Below are 20945 nucleotides of genomic sequence, written 5' to 3'. Positions count from 1 at the left end.
TTAGTTGAGGCCGTGCCCGCCGAAAGCGAAGTAATTAGTCGGAGCATTGCCAATATACATCAAACATTTCAAAATAACTACTTGGCTTAACACAGTCATTGCACTGATTTTATACTTTCTTAACTTAGAACAAAAGCGCAAACGCCCGATTAGAAAATTAGCGACTGGAGCGAGTCAACGGAGATAAAGGAATCATGGTGTGCTTGCGAGCCAATGATGACTTAGATTAAAGCGATTCGTGAAGTTGCCTAGTTTCTGAGCGCTTAAGCAGGACTGGGCTCAACACGCCTATATTTATTCATATGGACAAATTTTATAATTTCCTCTACAAAAAACCTTGCTTCGATAAACATCAAAGCAAGGTTTTGTTCTAGAATTGTAATTAGCCTTCTAGTAATAAATCATATGGGTCTTCAAGCAGTTGTTTCACTCTAACTAGGAATTGAACTGCTTCCTTACCATCTACAATACGATGATCATATGAAAGTGCAAGATACATCATTGGGCGTACTTCAATTGTGTCATCAGGCATTACCATGGCCCGCTTTTGGATGTTATGCATCCCTAGAATCCCCACCTGTGGTGCATTTAAAATTGGAGTTGATAGCATAGAACCAAAAGTACCACCATTCGTTATGGTAAATGATCCACCTTGTAACTCACTCATTTCTAACTTCTTATCACGAGCCTTTTTACCAAGGCTACCAATTTCCTTCTCAACTCCTGCGAAGTCAAGGCGATCAGCATCACGAACTACCGGAACTACGAGTCCATCATCAGTGGAAACTGCAATGCCAATGTCATAGAATTTTTTGATAACTAATTCATTACCTTGAATTTCTGCGTTTAATAAAGGAAAGTCTTTAAGCGCTCCTACTACTGCCTTTGTAAAGAAGGACATAAATCCTAGTTTAACCCCATGCTTTTCGATAAACTTCTCTTTTCTTTCACTTCGAAGTTTCATGACATTGGTTAAATCAACTTCATTAAACGTCGTAAGCATCGCTGCTTCATGTTGAACATCAACTAAGCGCTTAGCAATTGTTTGACGGCGGCGAGACATTTTAACTCGCTCCACAGGCTTAGCAAATTCTGTTTTTTCAGCTGGTTTTTTCTCCTCTTTAGCAGGCTTAGATGTATTGCTCGCACCGCTAGCAGCAGCTTCCACATCCTCTGGACGAATTCGACCAAGTGGATCTCGAGGGCTAACCGCACTTAAATCAATATTATGTTCACGTGCTCGTTTACGGGCAGCTGGAGAAGCGATCACATCACCTTTAGCACTGGAATCTTCTTTTGCCGGTGTTTCAGCTTTCTTCGTTTCTTTAACTTCTTCGGTTTTAGATTCTTGCGGTTCACTCTTTTCTTCAGAAGTAGAACTGCTGTTGCCCGCTTCCCCATTTTCGTCAATTTTCGCAATAACGTCGCCAACTTCTACATCATCGCCTTCTTCACGAATGATTTCGGTAATAACACCAGCGAAATCGGAGTTGACTTCCACATTGACCTTATCTGTTTCTAATTCTACTACTGGATCACCTTTTTCAACACTGTCACCTTTTTTTACTAACCATTCTGCAATTGTTCCTTCTGTTATGGATTCAGCTAGCTCTGGTACTTTAATTTCATTCATTGGAATCTCCTCCTTTTGATGGGTTGATCGCTTTTTGTACGATTTCATTTTGCTCTGTTTTATGCACGTTAGGCACTCCTACAGCTGGAGCTGAACGGTCTGGGCGTCCAATATATCTAAGTTTCTGACCATCCTGTAACAGATCTCTTAAATAATCATCAACAAAATCCCAGCTTCCCATGTTCTTTGGCTCTTCTTGAACCCATACAATTTCTTCCAGGTTCGGCAAGGCCTTTAGCTCTTTTTCCAGTTCCTTTTTAGGGAATGGATAGATTTGTTCTAATCGTAGTACACGTAACCAATCAAATTTTTCTTCTGAATGTTCTATTGCCTCTTCAATATCCACCATGACCTTACCACTACCAATTAGCAAGCGTTTTGCATTCTTCTTGCTCACCTTTAAGTTAGGCTGTTGACGTATCGGCTGGAATTTACCTTGTGTAAATTCTTCCGCTTCTGAAGCAATACGCTGATTTCGAATTAAACTACTCTTTGGTGTCATCACAACCAATGGTCTAGCTTCCTCTCTATTACGCAAAGCAGCCTGCCTACGAATAAGATGGAAGAATTGAGCAGATGAAGTCACGTAAGCTACAATCCAGTTATTCTCTGCTGCCATTTGCAGGAACCGTTCTAGTCTAGCACTCGAATGCTCTGGACCTTGACCTTCATAACCGTGCGGTAACAGCATGACCATATTTGATTTTTCTCCCCATTTCGCACGTGCAGCGGAGATGAATTGGTCAAAAACTACTTGAGCAGCATTGGCAAAGTCACCAAATTGTGCCTCCCAAATAACTAATGTATTAGAAGCCTGAACACTATAGCCATATTCATACCCTAACACACCAGCTTCAGATAATGGACTATTTCGTATATCAAATGATGCTTTAGATTCTTTCAACCCATGCATCGGACTAAATTTATCATTTGTTTCTACATCATGTAGGACAAGATGGCGGTGAGCAAAGGTACCTCTTTCCGTATCTTGACCAGTCAAGCGAATCGGAATCCCGTCTTGGAGAATGGAAGCATAAGCAAGCGCTTCTCCAGTACCCCAATCAGCCTTGCCACCCTCTTCTAACGCATTTTCACGTCGCTTAAGAATTTTCTCTAGCTTTCTATTGCTATTAAATCCTTCAGGGCGTTGCATTAACCCTTTATTCAAAGCTTTCAATGTATCCACATCAATAGCTGTTTCAAATTGATCGAGTCCGTTTGTCAATGCTTCTGGCATTGGCATTGGATTACATTTGCCGGTTTCATTTTCTTTCATACTATTATATATTTCCTGAAGTTCTGCTTCCGTACTTTTCTTCAGCTCATTAAATTCATTCTCATTTATAAGACCTTTATCTTCAAGCACCTTAGCATATACATTTGCTACTGTCGGATGCTTATCAATTTTCTTATAAAGGTCAGGTTGCGTCATTCTCGGCTCATCCATTTCGTTATGTCCATAGCGACGGTACCCTACCAAATCAATTAGAAAATCCTTATGAAACGTTTGACGGTACTCGTAAGCAATTTTCATAGCAGAAACACAAGCAATTGGATCATCAGCATTCACATGAATAATAGGAATTTCAAATCCCTTAGCTAAATCACTTGCATAACGTGTAGAACGTCCGTCAACTTGATCTGTTGTATAACCAACTAGGTTATTTGCTATGATATGAAGTGATCCGCCTGTTGAATATCCTGGTAAGCCACTCATATTAAGCGTTTCTGCAACAACACCTTCTCCGATAAATGCTGCATCACCATGGATCACAACCGGTATCGCTTTATTCATGTCCTGTTTTGGATAACCACTTTCTGAACGATCATCCTGTGCAGCACGTGCAAAACCTTCAACAACCGGATTTACAAATTCTAAGTGCGATGGATTATGAGCCAGTCTAATCCGTGTATGGTTTTCATCACCTACTGGTTCCTTTGTCGCCCCATAGTGATATTTCACATCTCCAGTCCATCCATAATTAATCCCCATTGATCCTTCTGATGGAATTAATTCTTTGTTTGGAGAATGATGGAATTCAGAGAAAATCTTATCATATGGTTTTCCTAAAACATGTGCTAGTACAGCTAAACGTCCACGATGAGCCATCCCCATCATAATATTCTCAATCTTATCTTTTCTAGCATACGTAACAATTTGATCAAGCATTGGTACCATTGCTTCTAGTCCTTCTATTGAGAAACGCTTTTGCCCTACAAAGGTTTTTTGTAGAAAGCTTTCAAATCCTTCTACATGTGTAAGTCGCTCTAATAATTGAATTTTCTCATCTTTAGACAAGTCTAATCGAGCTTTTCCTGATTCAATTAAATCCAGTAACCATTTTCGTTCTTCATCATTATTGACATGATCATATTCAAATGTAATTGTTCCGGAATAATATTTTTTAAGTTCTTTAATTACATCTAATCCATTCTCAACTTTACTCGGTGCTTTTTCCCATAGCCAATTGGCTGGCATATTTAGTAAATCCTCATTAGTTAAACCATACGTAGCTGGCTCTACCAACTCTGATTTACGTTCTTTGAGTCCAACCGGGTAAATATCTGCTTCCAAATGTCCAAAACGACGAATAGCCTCAACAAGTTTCATTGCTGAGGTAAGCTTCTTCACATCATTTATTGATGTAGCCTGTACTGCCTGATTTGAATCATTTGCATGAGATAACCATTGAGGGGCTCCATGCTCATTGAACATCTGCTTTATGGATGGATCTACTGCCTCTGGATCCTCTTTATACAAATCATATTGCTCTTCAATATACCCCATATTTGGACCATGAAATTCTGACCAGAATCTCTCATTAGATTCTTCGCTCTGTGCCACCTTTTATACCCCCATTAGAAGTTAGCGTTATCCGTTATGAAACGGTATACATTATTCATTCTACATTATAGAACTGACGAATGATTACATCAACTAATATACCCTATTTTATTAGTGGAAACAATATATTGTTCCAACCATTAATATAGTTGTAATTTTCAAATGATTAACTCTAATAGAAATGCCATATAGCCTATAATTGAATAAGTATTCACCAAAACTACTAATATAGGTTTTCTTTTAAGTTAGAAGAGACTTTGTTCACTTTTTCTAAATAATTCGTTATAATAGAGGAAACATTAATTATAATGGTCTCTTACATAAAAGGAGGATGTCCACATGAAATTGGCGTTACTAATGGGTGTTATAATCGTATTTCTAGTTTCTATTTTCACATCTGGTTACGAATCAAAGCCTGGTATACCGAAAAATAGCCAATAGTTGGAAATGATCTAACAAAAAAAGGCATTCGTTTCGTTTTTCCCTTACTGGAATACTAACGATTGCCTTTTTTATAAATCCTGGTAGTAATGTATGTTATTAGTTTAAACCTGGAAATCCTCGCTGTCTCAATGCTTCATATACGATAATTGCTGCCGTATTTGATAAATTTAATGATCGCACCTGATCTCCCATATGAATTCGTAAACAACGATCTTCCTTACCATGCAATAATTCATGTGGAATGCCATTTGTTTCCCTACCAAATACAAAAAATAGTTCTTCTTCTATATTACTAAAATCATAATCTGTATAATGCTTGGTCCCAAAATTTTCTATATAATAATAAGAAGCCTTTGGATATGTGCGGTACAGCTCTTCGATTGAAGGATACTCACGGATGTCTACTTCTTTCCAATAATCTAATCCAGCTCTTCGTACCATCTTATCATCTGTTGAAAATCCAAGAGGATGGATTAAATGCAATGTTGCGTTAGTAGCCAAACAAGTCCTAGCTATATTTCCAGTATTTGCTGGTATCTCTGGTTGATATAAAACAACGTGTAAACTCACTTTTTCATTCTCCTTACCTACGTACTACTTTCCTAGTATAGCACTACTTTAATAAATCCGGAAAAATTTATATTTAATCTCAGGTGTCCATGCTGTTGAATCCTCATAAGACCAATAGCGATGCCTACTATTATCTGTATGTGCGTTCACTAATGGCATACCATAAGCATCTTTTGTGACAACAATTGTATTATGGTTCCACCGTCCATCCCCCTCAAAATCATAACAGATAACATCACCCGGAATTAAATCTGCTACCGTTTCCACCTCTTCTCCTCTTAGTCCTTGTGTTGAACCACTTAAATACCAACGCAGAGAGTGAGCAACCGCCCAACTGTAACTCCAGCTATTATTTCCATACCACCAGCCTCTTGCCCTATCTGGAGCTCCCTTCATTGGCGCACCACCTGCAAGTAAGCATTGAGAAATAAAATTAGTGCAATCTACATCGAACTGTTTAAACGCTGGATTATAGTTATTCCACCATCGCTCAGCGTAACGAACCGCAGCATTTCGATCATAGGAAAAACGATCATCTCCATCGCCACCAATAATATCATCGGGCATCACTTTACTTACTTTTTCTTCATGAAGTACTCTTTTTAACGAATGACCAACAATCTCTCCTTGATCTAGTCGAAATGTATATGGATAGACAGTCTCCTCTAAATATAATTGATCCTTTTGCTTAACTAAAAATGATAAATGTAAATTATAATCATAGTGTGAAGCATGATCATAGCGTAGCTTTCTATGCATATGACCATTTCCTTTAATTTGTACAATTTTTGCTTTTCGTTCCTCAAATAATGATTGCTTTCTCTCCCACCAAGCCTCTTGCCACCGATTGCTCTTAAAAAAATGGAGCCACAGTTCCTTTAATTTTTCCATAGAAAATCCCCTCCAATAGCAGTATATGGAGGGAATGCTTGTCAAACAGCTAAATATTTTCAGTGTAATGTAACGATTTATTCAGCTACTTGGTAGAAGAGGGCGGTCGAAAGGCTAATCCCTTTTCCATTTCAAATCGAACTTGCTCATCATCTTCATTATCCATCGCTCGTTTAATAGCTTGAAATGCTTCTTCTGTTCCAATTTTGCCAAGTGACCATGCCGCCGTCCCACGAATGACTGGTCTAGGGTCAGATAACATGACATCAATGATTTCTTCGACTGCAGTTTTATCTTTATAATGTCCAAGTGCAATCAGTGTATTACGTTGAATTGGTTTTTTACCTCGCCAAGAGCCTGATATATGTCCAAATGTACGTTTAAACTCACGATTAGACATACGTAGCATTGGAATAAGCTTTGGCTTAGCAACTTCATGCTCTGGTTCGAATTCTGGGTGAATGTGAAAATCCACCTTGTGATTTTTGGGACAAACAACCTGACATGTATCACAACCGTAAACTCGGTTACCAATTTTAGAGCGAAATTCGTCAGGGAGAAAATCCTTTGTTTGCGTTAAAAAGGCAATACAGCGCTGCGCATTTAATTGTCCACCTTGAACGATCGCGCCAGTAGGACAAGCATCAATACATTTCGTACATGACCCACAGCTATCATCTACTGGCTCATCTGGTACAAATGGAACATTTGTAATCAATTCCCCTAAGTAAACAAATGATCCAAATTCAGGTGTAATAATGGACGTATTCTTACCACTGAAACCAATGCCAGCTCGTTCTGCAACAGCCCGGTCTGATAATTCACCGGTATCCACCATTACTTTATTTTTGCCATCAGGTACTTTTTCTTGAATAAATGCAGCCAATTTTTCTAATCGATCACGCATAACAATATGGTAGTCAACACCCCAAGAGGCCCTCGCAAACAAACCCCGTCTTTCTTCCCTTGTGCTTCTCGGTGCATCTTTCATTCGAGATGGATATGCTAACGCAATGGAGATAATGGATTGCGCCTCCGGAAGTAAACGTTTAGGCTCAGTCCGTTCTTCAATCGTTCCTTTTTCAAAACCGGATTGATACTTTAATTCCTGTTGCCTCCGAAGTCTTTCTTTTAATTCTCCAAACACATCAGCAGAGGCAAAACCAATTTTATCAATACCGATTTTTTTACTGTATTCGATAATCTCTTGCTTTAATTGATCTGTATGCATTGGTTATGTCCAACCTCCTATTACTGCTTTACCACAGCAGTCCGCATTCGATTGAAAACAGCTGCAATTTCATATCTACGTGGACGCGCTAAATCTCCCGGATGCTGATTTGGAAAAGCTGTAAAAGAACTCAATCCCTTTTCTGTCATTTGATGCTCAATTTTATCAAGAAGTTGATAAAGCGTGGTATCCTGCAAACGCTGTGTTCTATCTAAGAACTGAATAATCTCAGCAATCATTCTTGTTTGTGATGAATCAACGATTTGTTCCGTGTAAGCAAAAGAAATATCCGTTTTTCCCATCAAAATATGATGTAAGCCTTTTGCTTGCACCTTTGCACGTTTCCCTTTTTTCGTCTGTAAGGACCGCTGATGAAAATATCGACTCGTTACATCACCGAAAGAGGTTCCTGCATCAGCAGCAGACCGTTCCAATGGGTACTTTTCCATTATCAATTTAGCTTCATCAGTTACATGAAAAGGTAGATAATCTTCCATGCGAATTACTGTATCAGCTTCCGCAAAATAATCTCCTGATCCACCCATTACTAATATGGTAGATATAGCTAATTGATCACGAAGCTGTGCTATTTTATCAATAAACGGAGTGATTGGTTCTTTGTTTTGCTGAACGAGTAACTGCATTCGATGATCGCGAATCATAAAATTTGTTGCGCTTGTATCCTCATCAATTAACAGTGTAGATGCACCTGCTTCTAATGCTTCCATGACATTAGCTGCTTGCGAAGTACTCCCGCTGGCATTTTCTGTAAAAAAGTAAGCTGTATCCTGTTCATGGGGCAAATTATTAATAAATGGTGAAATATTCACTCCACTTACTTTACGTCCATCCTCCGCTCGGATTTTTACCGCATCCACATCCGTTAAGACAAATTCTCGTCCGTCACCTTCTACATGGGAATACACACCTCTTTCAATTGCCTGTAACACTGTACTTTTCCCATGATATCCTCCACCTACAATTAGTGTGATCCCTTTTTTAATCGCCATTCCTCTAATAGGCTCCCTGCTATGGGGAATGGATAACTCTACTTCGTTTTTTAATGGGCTTTGAAAAGCTACTGCATCCTTTAAGGGGCGATTACTAATACCACTCTCACGTGGTAAGATTGACCCGTTTGCCAAAAAAGCAATCCAGCCATGCTCCCGCATTTGCTGCCGGATGGAATCTTGTTGATCAGCGAGGATATTTGCCTGTTCTATTTCCTCATCTTTTATTGTAAATACAGAACTATTCATAATAGAAGGTAGAGCTTGCGCGAACAATTTCTCCGCTTCCCGCCCATTAATTTTTCTCCCATTTGCAGGAAGACCGATAGACATACAAATGGTTATAGAAGAGGAATTAACTTGTACTGCACTGCGCTCCAGCTTTTCTTGTCCCGGTTGATCAAACATAATCAATCCACTCTTACCTGACCCCTTTACTGTGGAAACCTGGTTTGTAACAGCCTCACCTACTACTCTAGCAATTACATCTTCGGTCGCAATTTTTCTAGAATATGTCTTTAGCCATTCTTGTTTTATCGGCCGTTTGCCCGCGGGTATAATCATCCTTATCTTAGAAGGAGATGCAAATGGATCTCCCTGAACGTAATCAATAGCTAAATTAAAATTAGTATAACCATAATGCCCTTGTATACTTTTATATGCTTTGTATCCTTTATGATTAATTTGTTTAAGTGTGGATAATAATTGCTTCATATAAACACCTCATTTTCGTTAGAATTTAGAAATAAGCGAATGATAAGCCACTAGTTGCGTAAAAACACGCAACCTTAGAAGAATCATATAACTAATATTCGTGTCTACGCCAAAAATTTTACATGTTTATATAGAAGAAGTAAAACAGTCAATAAAGTGAAACTTCAATCCGGTTTTCACTGAAACAAACACGTACAAAGGGTTAAATCGCCACATCCTGTGGCAACGCCTTTGCGATCTACTCCCATGTAGGGTTCGAACCAATCGGACATTTTATGTCAGTCGGTCCCTCTCTTATCTATATTACTTTTACTTTATTCCTTAAGGTCGAGGGCTTACTGCCGTTATTATGTGAGATAAAAATTAAAAACGCAATACTTCGTACCATTCATTACGAAATACTGCGTTAAGACATATGTATGGAGCGGGTGAAGGGAATCGAACCCTCGTCATCAGCTTGGAAGGCTGAGGTTTTACCATTAAACTACACCCGCAAACAAATTGGAGAAATTATGTAATTTATTTATCGTTTTTTCGAACGCAATATTTATTATAGCAATTAGACTTAGACAGGTCAATAGTAATATTAATTTTTTTCGACAAAAAATTAATATTCTCTTAAACTTGTAACATGTATAATTCTTTTAACTAAACCGACTACTATAAAGTGAAAGTTCAATCAGTTGAACCTATTGGACATTTACTGGTAGTCGTTCCCTCTCTTACCCATATTGGTTTCACTTTATTGCTTGAGGTGGAGGTATTACTACCAGTTATTTTTGGAATAGATGAACGAAAATCACATGATAATTTAAACCGCTTATTTTTGTATGCTATCATTTTTTGAATTCACACAGATTATCATTACGCCATAACCTTCTGAAATACTTTTTACTATTTTCATCGTAAGGATTTACAACCTTGAAAAGAAGTTATAGAATAGTCATAAGTTTTAGGGAGGCGAGAAAGAATGGCTATATATCCAATTGTTTTAGCACAGAAAACTTTTACACATCAAGATAACTTGAAATACCCTTTTGAAGAAAGAGGGTTACAGTTTGGTGATGGTATTTATGAAGTAATACGTATTTATGACGGCTCATACTATTTACTAAAAGAGCATGTAGATCGTCTATTCCGTTCTGCTGATGCAGTAAAAATTAATCTTGCTGCTACAAAAGAAGAAATAACTGATTTGTTATTACAATTACTTGAAAAAAATAAAATGACAGGGGACGGAAAAGTTTACTTACAAGTATCTCGTGGATCAGCACCACGCGACCACGTCTTTCCTCAAGGTATCCCTGCAAACATGTATGCATATGCTCAAGACCTCCCACGCAACCTGGAGAACCTACAAAAGGGCGTATCTGTCATTACTCAGCCTGATGTACGCTGGGAAAATTGCTATATTAAGAGTTTAAATTTATTGCCAAATGTTTTAGCCAAGCAAGAAGCGAAAGAGCATGGCTGCTATGAAGCTATTTTACACCGTGATGACTTGGTGACAGAATGTAGTTCATCTAATATTTATATGGTAAAAGATGGTGACATCTACACCCATCCTGCTACTAATCGAATTCTTCATGGGTGCGTAAGAATGCGCGTAGAGCAATTTGCTAATGACCTATCCATTTCGTTTAATGAAAATGGTTTTAAACAAGAAGATCTTTTCACGGCTGATGAAGTATTCTTATCTAGTAGTACCTCTGAAGTAATGCCTGTAACGATGATCGATAATAAACAAGTACAGGACGGTACACCTGGACCAATAACGAGAAAATTGCAGGAAGCATATGAAAACGATGCTAATATAACAGAAGGCAAGATCACTCACACGATTTAAATGAATTACTTCTCTTAAATTAATCTCATCATCCTTATTACAATAATTATGTATGAAATGGATGTATTGATTGTCAGAGATATTGTTAAAAAAAACTGAATCAAAGAGTATTATTCAAGACTGTCGGAAAAACGACAGTCTTTTTTATAAGTTAAGAAAGTATAAAATCAGTGCGATGACTGCGTTAAGCTTAGTAGTTATTTTGAAATGTTAGATGTATATTGGCAATGCTCCGACTAATTACTTCGCTATGAGAAGGTGCAACAATTCTTGTCATAAGTAATAGGTTGACTTTTTTTACAATGGGTAAAGTGAAAATCGCTATCCGTGAGATAAAAGCAGCTGTGTTACTTCATGCTAGCGTTGTAGAGCCTGATAATAGCGAAGGGCGGCCACTTCAACTCCTGTGGGAAATGTTTGACCTGAAGATCCACTTTTTTGAGCGGGTTTTGCTAAAAAAGTTAGCTGAAGGACAAACCCCACGGAAAGGGAAGTGGGCAGCCGGAGTGGTGGTCAAGCAGTAGCTATTATTCCATAATAGCTACTAGAGGAAGCGTAAATCTGAGCATGTAGTGATAAGGACTGAGCGAATTTTGCTCCGTTTTTCTTATTGAAATAAACGTTCGTCAAGAGAAGAATGGATATTTCTCCTACGTTCAAGATATATCCCCCTACTTTTCTGAATATTGTGGTATACTATTTTTTTATTCTAAAAGTTGAAGGAGGAAGAAGCTTTGCAGAAAGTAATGATTATCGGCAATGGTGGTTCTGGAAAATCAACACTTGCTAAACAGTTAGGAGCAATGTTAGAAATTCCCGTCTACCATATGGACGCACTATTTTGGAAGCCTGGCTGGACACCGATCGATCGAGATACGTTAATTAGAGAGACAAAAAAGATAATGGGCCAAGATAAGTGGATCATTGATGGAAATTATAACGCGACAATGGAGATTCGAATGCAACAAGCAGATACCATCATTTTTTTACATTACCGAACTATCCACTGTCTTTACGGAATTGTAAAAAGACGGATTCAATACCGTAATAGAACACGTTCAGACATGGGAAAAGGATGTCCGGAGAAGCTTGATTGGGAATTTTTTAATTGGGTACGTACCTTTAATAAGAAAAAAGCTCCTACTATATACCATAAGCTCTCTAACTATCAGGATAAACACATCCTCATTTTTAAAAGACGAAAAGATCTAAATCATTTTGTACATACACTGCTTTAGCAAAGCAGCACTAATTGATTCTCTTTTCTAAATAGTTTAAACTATTAAAACAGAGCTATCTGCCATGTATACTTAAAGGAGGTAATATGATGAATAGCCACAAACGTGCGCTTACATCAAATGACATTACTAAACTTGAAATTTTCAGTGATCCACAATTTTCTCCAGATGGTAAGGCTTTCACCTTCGTTTCTACTACTATCAATGAGCAGAACGACTATCAATCTCAACTTTTGTATCAAAAGATGGATACAAGCGAAACAACACCCTGGACATTCGGTGCTGACAGTAACAGCCATCTTCGTTTTTCTCCAGATGGCAAAAAAGTAGTATTTCAATCAACAAGAAGTGGGCTACCACAGCTTTGGCTAATTAATACGGATGGCGGCGAAGCACAACAGCTAACTACTTTTAAGCATGGGGCTACAAGTCCAACCTGGTCAAAGGATGGAAAATCTATTCTATTTCACACTTCATTAGAAAATGATGACGATATACATAACCAAAAGGAATTATCAAGCGAAGAAAAACAAAAAATAAAAGAAACAAAAAGCAAACAACCACTTATTGTTAACCGTTTAAAATATAAATCAGATGCAAAAGGATTCCATGATACAACAAACACGCAAATTATTAGAATGAATGTCGATGATTGGTCTTTAGAGCAATTAACATATGCTGATACAGATCATTTCTTTCAAGATGTTTCTCCAGATGGAAGGCAGATTTTGTTTGCAGCTAATCTAAATGAAAATGCTGATCGCGAATTATCAAACGATCTCTATTTATTAGATACAGTTACGAAAGAAATAACTAATTTGACTGAAGGTAAGGGTTCCTATCATCAAGCTTCTTTTTCTCCAGATGGGGCTAAGATTGCGTATTTTGGTCACGAATTTGCGTATAAGAGCGCAACCTTAACGGAATTGTATGTTTTTGACCTCCATACGTCTAAGCAAACTTGTCTTACTACAGATTGGGATATGCAGCTTGGCGATGCGATGATTGGCGATACTCGTTTAGGTGATTCAACAACGGGACCAACCTGGCATAAGGATGGGAGGCACCTATTCTTCATTGCAACTAGTTACGGAGCAACTGCGTTGTATCAAATTAACCTAAAGGGCAAATATCAAACGCTTTATCATAAAGATAATCATGTTTTTGGATTTACGTATAATAGCGTTAATGACAAACTTATTCTTGGTATTAGTACACCAATTAATCCTGGTGATTTTTATTTATTAAACGAAGATGCAACGCTTACTCAGCTTACCAATGGAAATGAAGTTTTACTGAACGAAATAGCCTTTGGGGAACCTGAATCGTTAAAAATAAATACTCAAGATAACTGGGAAGTACAGGGATGGCTACTTCGGCCATACGGCTTTACAGAAGGAAAAAAATACCCAATGATCTTAGAAATCCATGGTGGTCCGCACGCCATGTATGGTCAAACCTTCTTTTTTGAACTTCAATTATTGGCTGCAAAAGGATATATTGTATTGTATACGAACCCACGAGGAAGCTACGGTTATGGGCAAAAATTTGTCGATGCATGCCGTATGGATTATGGTGGTGGCGATTATCAGGATGTGATGGAGGCTGTCAATTACGCTGTTCATACATATAGTTTTATCGATGAGAATCGCCTAGGTGTAACTGGAGGAAGTTATGGAGGATTTATGACAAATTGGATTGTAGGTCATACAAATCGATTTAAAGCTGCTGTAACACAACGTTCTATTTCCAATTGGCTTAGCTTCTATGGCGTAAGCGATATTGGTTTTTTCTTTACAGAATGGGAGCATGGTTTGAATTTGTTAGATGATCCGGCAAAGCTCTGGGAAATTTCACCATTAAAATATGCGGCTGACGTGGAAACGCCGTTATTAATCCTACATGGAGAAAAAGATTTCCGATGCCCGATAGAGCAAGGCGAGCAATGGTATATTACATTAAAGCATTTAGAAAAAGAAGTAGAGTTTATACGATTCCCTGAAGCAAGTCATGAATTAAGTCGTAGCGGCAAGCCGGAGATGCGTATAGAACGACTCAATCATATTTGTCGTTGGTTCGAACAATATATTTAAAGCATCGCTTCCATCTGGACACACCATAAAGTATGAAATGGGTATAAAAGTGTTTCATCAAAGAAAAAACGAACAACTAGAAATGATGTGCGAGCGGTGTCTCCGAGCTCACGCACTGGGAACTCACCGCTGCCTTCCTCCTACAGGATAAGAGAGGAAAGGCAGCAGTACACCGCACGCAAAAATACACACTTCTTTTTTCGAGGAATCTACGTATATTCCGGAGTTGTACATTTATTCATCTTTAGAATGAACCATTTCAGTTATGTCCAACTCTACTCCCTTTAGATTATTTAGAATTGACTTTTTTTGAATCGCAGTTTAAATAATCCTGTAATGCATGCACAGCATTATTTTTTATTGTTTGCCCACCCATGACCAGTGCTTCAAATGTTTCCAAACTGGTAAAACAAGGTGTTTGAAAGCGAACTGCTAGCTCGCGGAGATAGAATCCCATTTTCCCCTTTTTTCTTCCTTGTTCCGGAATGTTTAAAATAATGTCCGGCTTCAGCTTTTCCACTGCGGTAAAAATACTCTCTCGATCCTTTGGAATAGCTATTACAGTCAATCCATGTGAAGCTAGATAATCGGCTGTGCCTTGCGTTGCCATAATGCTAGCACCTGTTTGTATACATGACTGAATCCGTGCTAAACTTCCTGCTTTCATTCGCTCAGCAATCGACACAAAAATAAGTGGTTTTTTAGTAGTATGTAACTTCATATGAATAGATAAGACCTTCGAAAAAACTTCCTCTTTTGTCTGAGATATGGTAATGATTTCACCAGTAGACTTCATTTCTGGACCTAATAGATGATCCACTCCCTTAAGCTTGCCAGCCGAAAAAATTGGTGCTTTCAACGTAACATAACTTGGTTCAGCACATAAATTCAATTGACTTGACAGCTCTTTTATGGAATGACCTAACTGAACCTTTACTGCTAACTCAACCATCGCTATATCCGTAACTTTGCTCATAATAGGTACTGTCCTAGAAGCTCGCGGATTAACTTCTAATACATAAACCACACCTTTATGAATCACAAACTGAATATTCATTATACCAATAATCGGCACTGAACTCGCTATTTGTCTAGCAATGAAAGTCATTTCTTCCTTTTCAGATTTACTTAAAGAAAATGGTGGAAACATAGCCATGCTATCTCCAGAATGAACACCTGCTTTTTCGACATGTTCAAATATTCCTGGGACTACTATATCGCTACCATCGCTAATGACATCCATCTCACATTCTTTACCCGGTAAATAAGAATCGATAAGCAATGGCCAGCAACGATCATTCGTGTCATATTGAATTCGATCCACAATATCATGCAATTCTGATTTATTGTTACAAATAAACATCGATTGTCCACCGATTACATAAGAAGGACGTATAAGAACAGGAAAGCCTAATTCATTTATTGATACTGTTAATTCATCTAAATTTTTAACAATATCACCTTTCATATGATCAATCGATAACGTGTCAAGCAAGTGATAAAACTGTTCTCTATCCTCCATCTGATCAATATGCTCAGGTAATGTACCCATAACTTTTATTCCTTCACGCTTGAGATCATTTGCTAGATTAATAGCTGTCTGCCCACCAAATTGCAGGATTACCCCCTCCACTCCCTCTTTACGAGCGACGTGAAGCACGTCTTCTAATGCTAAAGGCTCAAAATAAAGTCGATCAGCGATGGAATAATCTGTACTGACTGTTTCTGGATTATTATTAATCACTATTGCTTCATAGCCTAATTTTTTTACTGCTAAAGCTGCGTGTACGGAGCAATAATCAAATTCAACACCTTGGCCAATACGGATTGGTCCAGAACCTAGCACAAGTATTTTTTTCTTATCACGTTTAATTGCTACTTCGTCTTGTCCATGCCACGTAGAGTAATAGTATGGAGTTACAGCATCAAATTCACCTGCACATGTATCTACTAATTTATATACCGGTTTTAACTGGACTTCTTCGTATCTCGCTCTAATCTCCTTTGACGTTACACCTAATAAAAAAGCAATGCGCTCGTCACTTATATTAAATCGCTTCGCCTTTTGTAATGCTTCTCTGTCAATAGTGGCAATCGATTTTTTGGCTACCCATTGCTCGAATAAAACAATATGTTCTATTTTCCTTAAATACCACAGGTCTATTTGTGTCATTTCTTTTATTTGCCATACATTCCAACCACGCTTGAACGCTTCATTGATTGCAAACAATCGTAAATCATTAGGTGTTTCTAATAATTCTTGAAGCCTGCGAAAAGTAATTTGAGTCATCTTTGGCCAATGCATACTATTAACATTTAATTCTAATGATCGTACTGCTTTGTTTAATGCACCTTCGAATGTCCTGTCAATAGCCATTACTTCACCCGTAGCCTTCATTTGTGTACCGAGTGTACGATCAGCTTCAGTAAATTTATCATAAGAAAATCGTGGAAGTTTAACGACGCAATAATCAAGAGCTGGCTCAAAAGATGCATATGTATTCCCTGTAATTGGATTGATAATTTCATCCAATTGTTGCCCTATAGCACATTTGGTTGCAATCCTAGCAATTGGGTAGCCTGTGGCCTTGGAAGCTAATGCAGACGAACGACTTACCCGGGGATTTACTTCGATAATATAATAATCATTTGAATGAGGGTTTAAGGCAAATTGTATATTACAACCTCCAACTACCCCCAGAGCTCTAATGACTTTTAAGGAAGAAGAACGAAGTAATTGGTACTGTGTATCAGATAATGTCTGGGATGGTGCTACCACCATAGAATCACCTGTATGGACTCCAACAGGGTCTATATTTTCCATATTACAAACAATCACACATGTATCATTGACATCACGTATAACTTCGTATTCTATTTCCTTCCAGCCTTTAATACTTCTCTCTACTAGAACTTGCTGAATTGGACTTAGTTCTAACGCCTTCTGTAAACGATCCATTAATTCAGGTTCATTATAAGCAAATCCTCCTCCCTCACCTCCAAGTGTATAGGCTGGCCGTAATATAACGGGATAACCAATTTCTTTTACAAAATCAAGTCCTTCCTCTAATGTTTCAACTACCTTTGATTGCGAAACAGGCTCATGTAAATCAAGCATTAGCTGACGAAATTCTTCACGACTTTCCCCTTTACGAATTGATTGTACAGATGTACCAAGAATGTTCACTTGATGTTCCTCTAATATCCCTTGATCATGGAGCGCAATCGTTAGATTTAGCCCTGTTTGACCACCCAACGTACCAATTAATCCATCTGGTTTTTCCTTAGCAATAATAGTCGCTAAAGACTCCACTTGTAACGGCTCCATATAAACCTTATCTGCAATGTGTTTATCGGTCATTATTGTTGCCGGATTATTATTTGCAAGAATAACCTCTATACCTTCCTCTTTCAATGCTAAACATGCCTGTGTACCAGCGTAATCAAATTCAGCCGCCTGGCCAATAACAATGGGACCTGATCCAATAACCAGCACTTTCTTTAAGGATGAACAGTTGCGCATAGTTGCTTCCCCCTTGTCATTCTGGCTGTTTCAACAAAATCTGTGAATATATAATGTGCATCACTCGGTCCAGGATGCGCTTCGGGATGAAACTGTACCGTTATCACCGGAAGTGACACATGCTTCAGTCCCTCTACAGAACCATCATTAACATTTTGAAATAACAGCTGAAAATACTTGGGGTTTAAACTTTCCTTTATTACTACATACCCATGATTTTGCGAAGTTATTGTCACTTTTCCAGTAAATAAATCCTTAATAGGGTGATTAGCTCCTCGATGACCAAAGGACATTTTCTTAGTTTTTCCTCCATATGCTAAAGCAATAAGTTGATGCCCTAAACAAATTCCTAAGGTTGGGTAACGTCTCGTTAGTCTTTTTATTAAAGGAAAGTAACGTTCTAAATCTTCTGGGTCACCGGGACCGTTACTAATAATAACCCCATAAGGATTTAGCTTTTCGATATCTTCAAACGAACTGGAATGTGGAACTATTGTCACTTTACAATCTTGTTTTATCAATGCATCCACAATCGATTTTTTATAGCCAAAATCAACCAATACCACATGACAGCTGCTACCTGCTCCTAAAACAATAGATTTCTTAACACTGACTTGTTCTATCAACTTATGACTATTTGGAAGAGAAAACTTATGCCCATAACCAGGAACTATTTTTTCTAAAATCAGCTTACCACGTACGGTTTGCTGTTTTCTAATAATGGTAACTAAGGTTCGTGTATCCACATTTTTAAGTCCTGGAACAGCTGCTTGCTTTAAACTTTCTGATAATGTAATTTCTGATTGAAAATGACTTGGTGTTTCACATATATCACTTAAGATAACCCCAGCTACATGCAGATCATTACTTTCATGACTATCTGAACTAACACCATAATTTCCAATAATAGGATAGGATAAAGTTAATATTTGCCCAGCATAGGAAGGATCGGTAAGCATTTCCTGATAACCAGTCATACTTGTATTAAAAACTACTTCTCCAGAAACTTCGCATTCATAACCTATCCAATCACCCGGAAAAGTTTCACCCGTTTCTAAAACAAGAAAACCTTTTGTCATTATATTCTCACCTCTGCGTTTTTTTAGATTATTCATTATTATAGAAGTTTAACAATCAACCTTCAAGTATATTTATAAATTTTTATAAATATTTATTCATTAAATTGTATTTTAATCTGGAAATATTGTATAATCACTGAATATTTAAACCCGGTCATGATTGGGTGTGATAGTGAAGCCCCTGGAGGATAAGCAGGCAGAACATTGACAACAGTAATCATAATATTGCAGTTGTGTAGATAGAGCAGTCTTTGAAACAACGACTTGCATGAGATTATAGTGATTCTCCTACAGCAGAACAAAAGCGCAAGTGCCCGATTAGAAACGTAGCGACTGGAGCGAGTCAACGAAGATAAAGGAATCACAGTAGCTTGCAAGCCGATGATGACTTAGATTAAGGCGATTCCTGAAGCGCCTCGTTTCTGGGCGCTGGAGCTGAACGCGGCTCAACACGCCCACATTTTTCCACATGGGCTGATTTTATAAATTCCAACACTACAAAAAGAGGCTGGGTCAAACACATTTTCTTTACTCAACATACGAATAATCATATTATCAATAGGAGTATCATCGCCGCACAGTGAAAATATACGCGCTTTTCGCGGACACGGCCTCAGCTAACTTAGTAAAGAAAAACACGTTACCAAGTGGATCTTTGGACTCGTGCTGTTCCCGCCGGATTCTCGCTTATTTCAGGTGCTAAAGAATGATTCTGATCAGAAAACGAACGATAATTAATTTTTCAACTAATCATCGTTCGTTTATTTCTTCATTCTTTTGTCTCAGCCTCTTCCTTCTTAGTCTATTTCAGGTCATTTAACGCTTTTTGTTTTTACAGGTATCCATATTTCACTTTTAAAGGTAGGTGAATGAATATCGCTATTTTCATTCCAAAGTATTTCTGGACCTTCCACTTGCTCATAATTGGAAGATGGAAACCATTCAGAATAAATACGTCCCCAAGTACTCTGTAAGGTTTCTGGAAATGGTCCGATTGCTTCAAATACCGCCCCTGTTGACGCAGGAACATGGAGCTTCACGAAAGTTGCCGGACAAACCTTCGTAGTTGCCACACCAATATAATGATCCAGTTCCCCTTTTTCCTCCATTCTGCCTTCAGAAAAACTCGTTGACGTTTGAATCATCCCTATTGGTTCTACATTAGACAGCTCCTTCAGTTGATCCATTCTCTCCTCAGATAACGATTTCCACATAGCAGCAATCTCTGGATTAACACCGTGAAAAATAATTGGTACTCTTTTCTTTAGTCCAACGATTGAAAAAGAAGCTTTTTCTTCGATACGATAATTCATTTCAATTCCTCCATGTATTGATAATCGAAAAGTCATCCGAGGATACGCTTTTAGGTAACGCCCATGATCTCTTGCCTCTGTAGGTGTTAAGCCATGTAAATTTTGAAATGCCTTGGTAAAAGAATCGGGGGAATGATATCCATACTTAAGTGCAATATCAATGACTTTAGCTTCTTTGTCTTTAAGCTCAAAGGCAGCTAGAGTTAAGCGCCTACGACGGATATACTCCGATAATGAAATACCTGCAAGGAAAGAAAACATCCGTTTAAAGTGATACTCTGAACAATAAGCCAACTTCGCAACTTGTTTATAATCGATCGTATTGATAAGATTGGCTTCTATATAGTCGACCGCATCGTTCATCCGCTTTAGCGAATCCATCTTATGACCTCCCTCAATAAAGTTAATTTTTCTACCAAATACTCATGTATTCTCAATATTTCATAAACATCATATAGTTCACTCACTAAGATTACTGGATATCATTTGAATTTCTATAAATGATTTACAAGGTA

General features: G+C 38.0%; 14 protein-coding genes and 1 tRNA gene. 4 read left to right on the top strand and 11 right to left on the bottom strand.

All coding sequences use genetic code 11. The features are described from left to right. Nucleotides 1-382: 382 nt before the first annotated feature. From odhB to RVS70_RS19030, 7 genes are all read right to left on the bottom strand, one after another. The gene (odhB, locus tag RVS70_RS19060) at nucleotides 383-1633 is read right to left on the bottom strand and encodes a 2-oxoglutarate dehydrogenase complex dihydrolipoyllysine-residue succinyltransferase (RefSeq protein WP_205388388.1); all 1251 of its coding nucleotides are present in this window, start codon (nucleotides 1631-1633) and stop codon (nucleotides 383-385) included. Then, on the bottom strand, nucleotides 1626-4478 hold the full coding sequence (locus RVS70_RS19055; RefSeq protein ID WP_121604826.1) for a 2-oxoglutarate dehydrogenase E1 component: 2853 nt from the start codon (nucleotides 4476-4478) through the stop codon (nucleotides 1626-1628). Before RVS70_RS19055 ends, odhB begins: the two co-directional genes overlap by 8 nt. Before the next feature lie 540 nt (nucleotides 4479-5018). After that, a complete protein-coding gene (gene trmL, locus RVS70_RS19050; RefSeq protein WP_026683003.1) occupies nucleotides 5019-5492 on the bottom strand; it encodes a tRNA (uridine(34)/cytosine(34)/5-carboxymethylaminomethyluridine(34)-2'-O)-methyltransferase TrmL in 474 nt (157 codons plus the stop codon). Between the two features lie 48 nt (nucleotides 5493-5540). Continuing rightward, complete coding sequence (locus tag RVS70_RS19045; protein ID WP_321134445.1) at nucleotides 5541-6383, bottom strand: amidase domain-containing protein; 843 nt, start codon at nucleotides 6381-6383, stop codon at nucleotides 5541-5543. An 85-nt stretch (nucleotides 6384-6468) separates the two neighbouring features. Continuing rightward, nucleotides 6469-7614 carry a tRNA epoxyqueuosine(34) reductase QueG gene (gene queG / locus RVS70_RS19040; RefSeq protein ID WP_321134443.1) on the bottom strand — a complete coding sequence of 382 codons (1146 nt, stop codon included), beginning with the start codon at nucleotides 7612-7614 and terminating at the stop codon, nucleotides 6469-6471. 20 nt (nucleotides 7615-7634) lie between these two features. Next, a complete protein-coding gene (locus RVS70_RS19035) occupies nucleotides 7635-9338 on the bottom strand; it encodes an ABC-ATPase domain-containing protein (RefSeq protein ID WP_321134441.1) in 1704 nt (567 codons plus the stop codon). 420 nt (nucleotides 9339-9758) lie between these two features. After that, nucleotides 9759-9832, bottom strand: a tRNA-Gly gene (locus RVS70_RS19030). A 476-nt stretch (nucleotides 9833-10308) separates the two neighbouring features. Here RVS70_RS19030 and dat point away from each other — a divergent pair. Both dat and RVS70_RS19020 read left to right on the top strand, forming a co-directional pair. Continuing rightward, entirely contained in the window at nucleotides 10309-11184 is an 876-nt protein-coding gene (gene dat, locus RVS70_RS19025) for a D-amino-acid transaminase (protein WP_121604822.1), read from the top strand. A gap of 302 nt (nucleotides 11185-11486) precedes the next feature. After that, a complete protein-coding gene (locus tag RVS70_RS19020) occupies nucleotides 11487-11708 on the top strand; it encodes a hypothetical protein (protein ID WP_205388384.1) in 222 nt (73 codons plus the stop codon). On the opposite strand, the gene RVS70_RS19015 is transcribed toward RVS70_RS19020, so the two are convergent. Next, nucleotides 11698-11844 (bottom strand): hypothetical protein, encoded by a 147-nt coding sequence (locus RVS70_RS19015; RefSeq protein ID WP_162986387.1) that lies wholly within the window; start codon nucleotides 11842-11844, stop codon nucleotides 11698-11700. The two genes, RVS70_RS19020 and RVS70_RS19015, sit on opposite strands and share 11 nt — an antisense overlap. 74 nt (nucleotides 11845-11918) lie before the next feature. Here RVS70_RS19015 and RVS70_RS19010 point away from each other — a divergent pair, with 74 nt between their 5' ends. Next, a complete protein-coding gene (locus RVS70_RS19010) occupies nucleotides 11919-12422 on the top strand; it encodes a DNA topology modulation protein (RefSeq protein WP_121604821.1) in 504 nt (167 codons plus the stop codon). Nucleotides 12423-12511: 89 nt separating this feature from the next. Then, nucleotides 12512-14515: a S9 family peptidase gene (locus RVS70_RS19005; protein WP_121604820.1), complete on the top strand. Its 2004-nt coding sequence runs from the start codon at nucleotides 12512-12514 to the stop codon at nucleotides 14513-14515. Between the two features lie 289 nt (nucleotides 14516-14804). Here RVS70_RS19005 and carB read toward each other — a convergent pair whose 3' ends face one another. The 3 genes from carB to RVS70_RS18990 form a co-directional block, all read right to left on the bottom strand. After that, on the bottom strand, nucleotides 14805-18038 hold the full coding sequence (carB, locus tag RVS70_RS19000; RefSeq protein ID WP_121604819.1) for a carbamoyl-phosphate synthase (glutamine-hydrolyzing) large subunit: 3234 nt from the start codon (nucleotides 18036-18038) through the stop codon (nucleotides 14805-14807). After that, nucleotides 18017-19117 (bottom strand): carbamoyl phosphate synthase small subunit, encoded by a 1101-nt coding sequence (locus tag RVS70_RS18995; protein WP_026679949.1) that lies wholly within the window; start codon nucleotides 19115-19117, stop codon nucleotides 18017-18019. The genes carB and RVS70_RS18995 overlap by 22 nt, the downstream gene beginning before the upstream one ends. Before the next feature lie 812 nt (nucleotides 19118-19929). Continuing rightward, complete coding sequence (locus RVS70_RS18990) at nucleotides 19930-20811, bottom strand: AraC family transcriptional regulator (RefSeq protein ID WP_321134434.1); 882 nt, start codon at nucleotides 20809-20811, stop codon at nucleotides 19930-19932. Nucleotides 20812-20945 lie beyond the last annotated feature (134 nt).

It is taken from the genome of Virgibacillus sp. M23 (assembly GCF_034190895.1).
In the GTDB taxonomy this organism is placed as follows: Bacteria; Bacillota; Bacilli; order Bacillales; family Amphibacillaceae; genus Virgibacillus; species Virgibacillus salarius.
The sequence above is the reverse complement of the archived record's forward strand: the minus strand, read 5'-3'. Positions and strand labels throughout refer to the sequence as shown.

Bases quoted from the DNA above. Each gene is read 5' to 3' on its own strand.
- odhB (WP_205388388.1), bottom strand. From the start codon at position 1,633: ATGAATGAAATTAAAGTACCAGAGCTAGCTGAATCCATAACAGAAGGA.
- RVS70_RS19045 (WP_321134445.1), bottom strand. From the start codon at position 6,383: ATGGAAAAATTAAAGGAACTGTGGCTCCATTTTTTTAAGAGCAATCGG.
- queG (WP_321134443.1), bottom strand. From the start codon at position 7,614: ATGCATACAGATCAATTAAAGCAAGAGATTATCGAATACAGTAAAAAA.
- RVS70_RS19035 (WP_321134441.1), bottom strand. From the start codon at position 9,338: ATGAAGCAATTATTATCCACACTTAAACAAATTAATCATAAAGGATAC.
- dat (WP_121604822.1), top strand. From the start codon at position 10,309: ATGGCTATATATCCAATTGTTTTAGCACAGAAAACTTTTACACATCAA.
- RVS70_RS19020 (WP_205388384.1), top strand. From the start codon at position 11,487: ATGGGTAAAGTGAAAATCGCTATCCGTGAGATAAAAGCAGCTGTGTTA.
- RVS70_RS19005 (WP_121604820.1), top strand. From the start codon at position 12,512: ATGAATAGCCACAAACGTGCGCTTACATCAAATGACATTACTAAACTT.
- carB (WP_121604819.1), bottom strand. From the start codon at position 18,038: ATGCGCAACTGTTCATCCTTAAAGAAAGTGCTGGTTATTGGATCAGGT.
- RVS70_RS18995 (WP_026679949.1), bottom strand. From the start codon at position 19,117: ATGACAAAAGGTTTTCTTGTTTTAGAAACGGGTGAAACTTTTCCGGGT.
- RVS70_RS18990 (WP_321134434.1), bottom strand. From the start codon at position 20,811: ATGGATTCGCTAAAGCGGATGAACGATGCGGTCGACTATATAGAAGCC.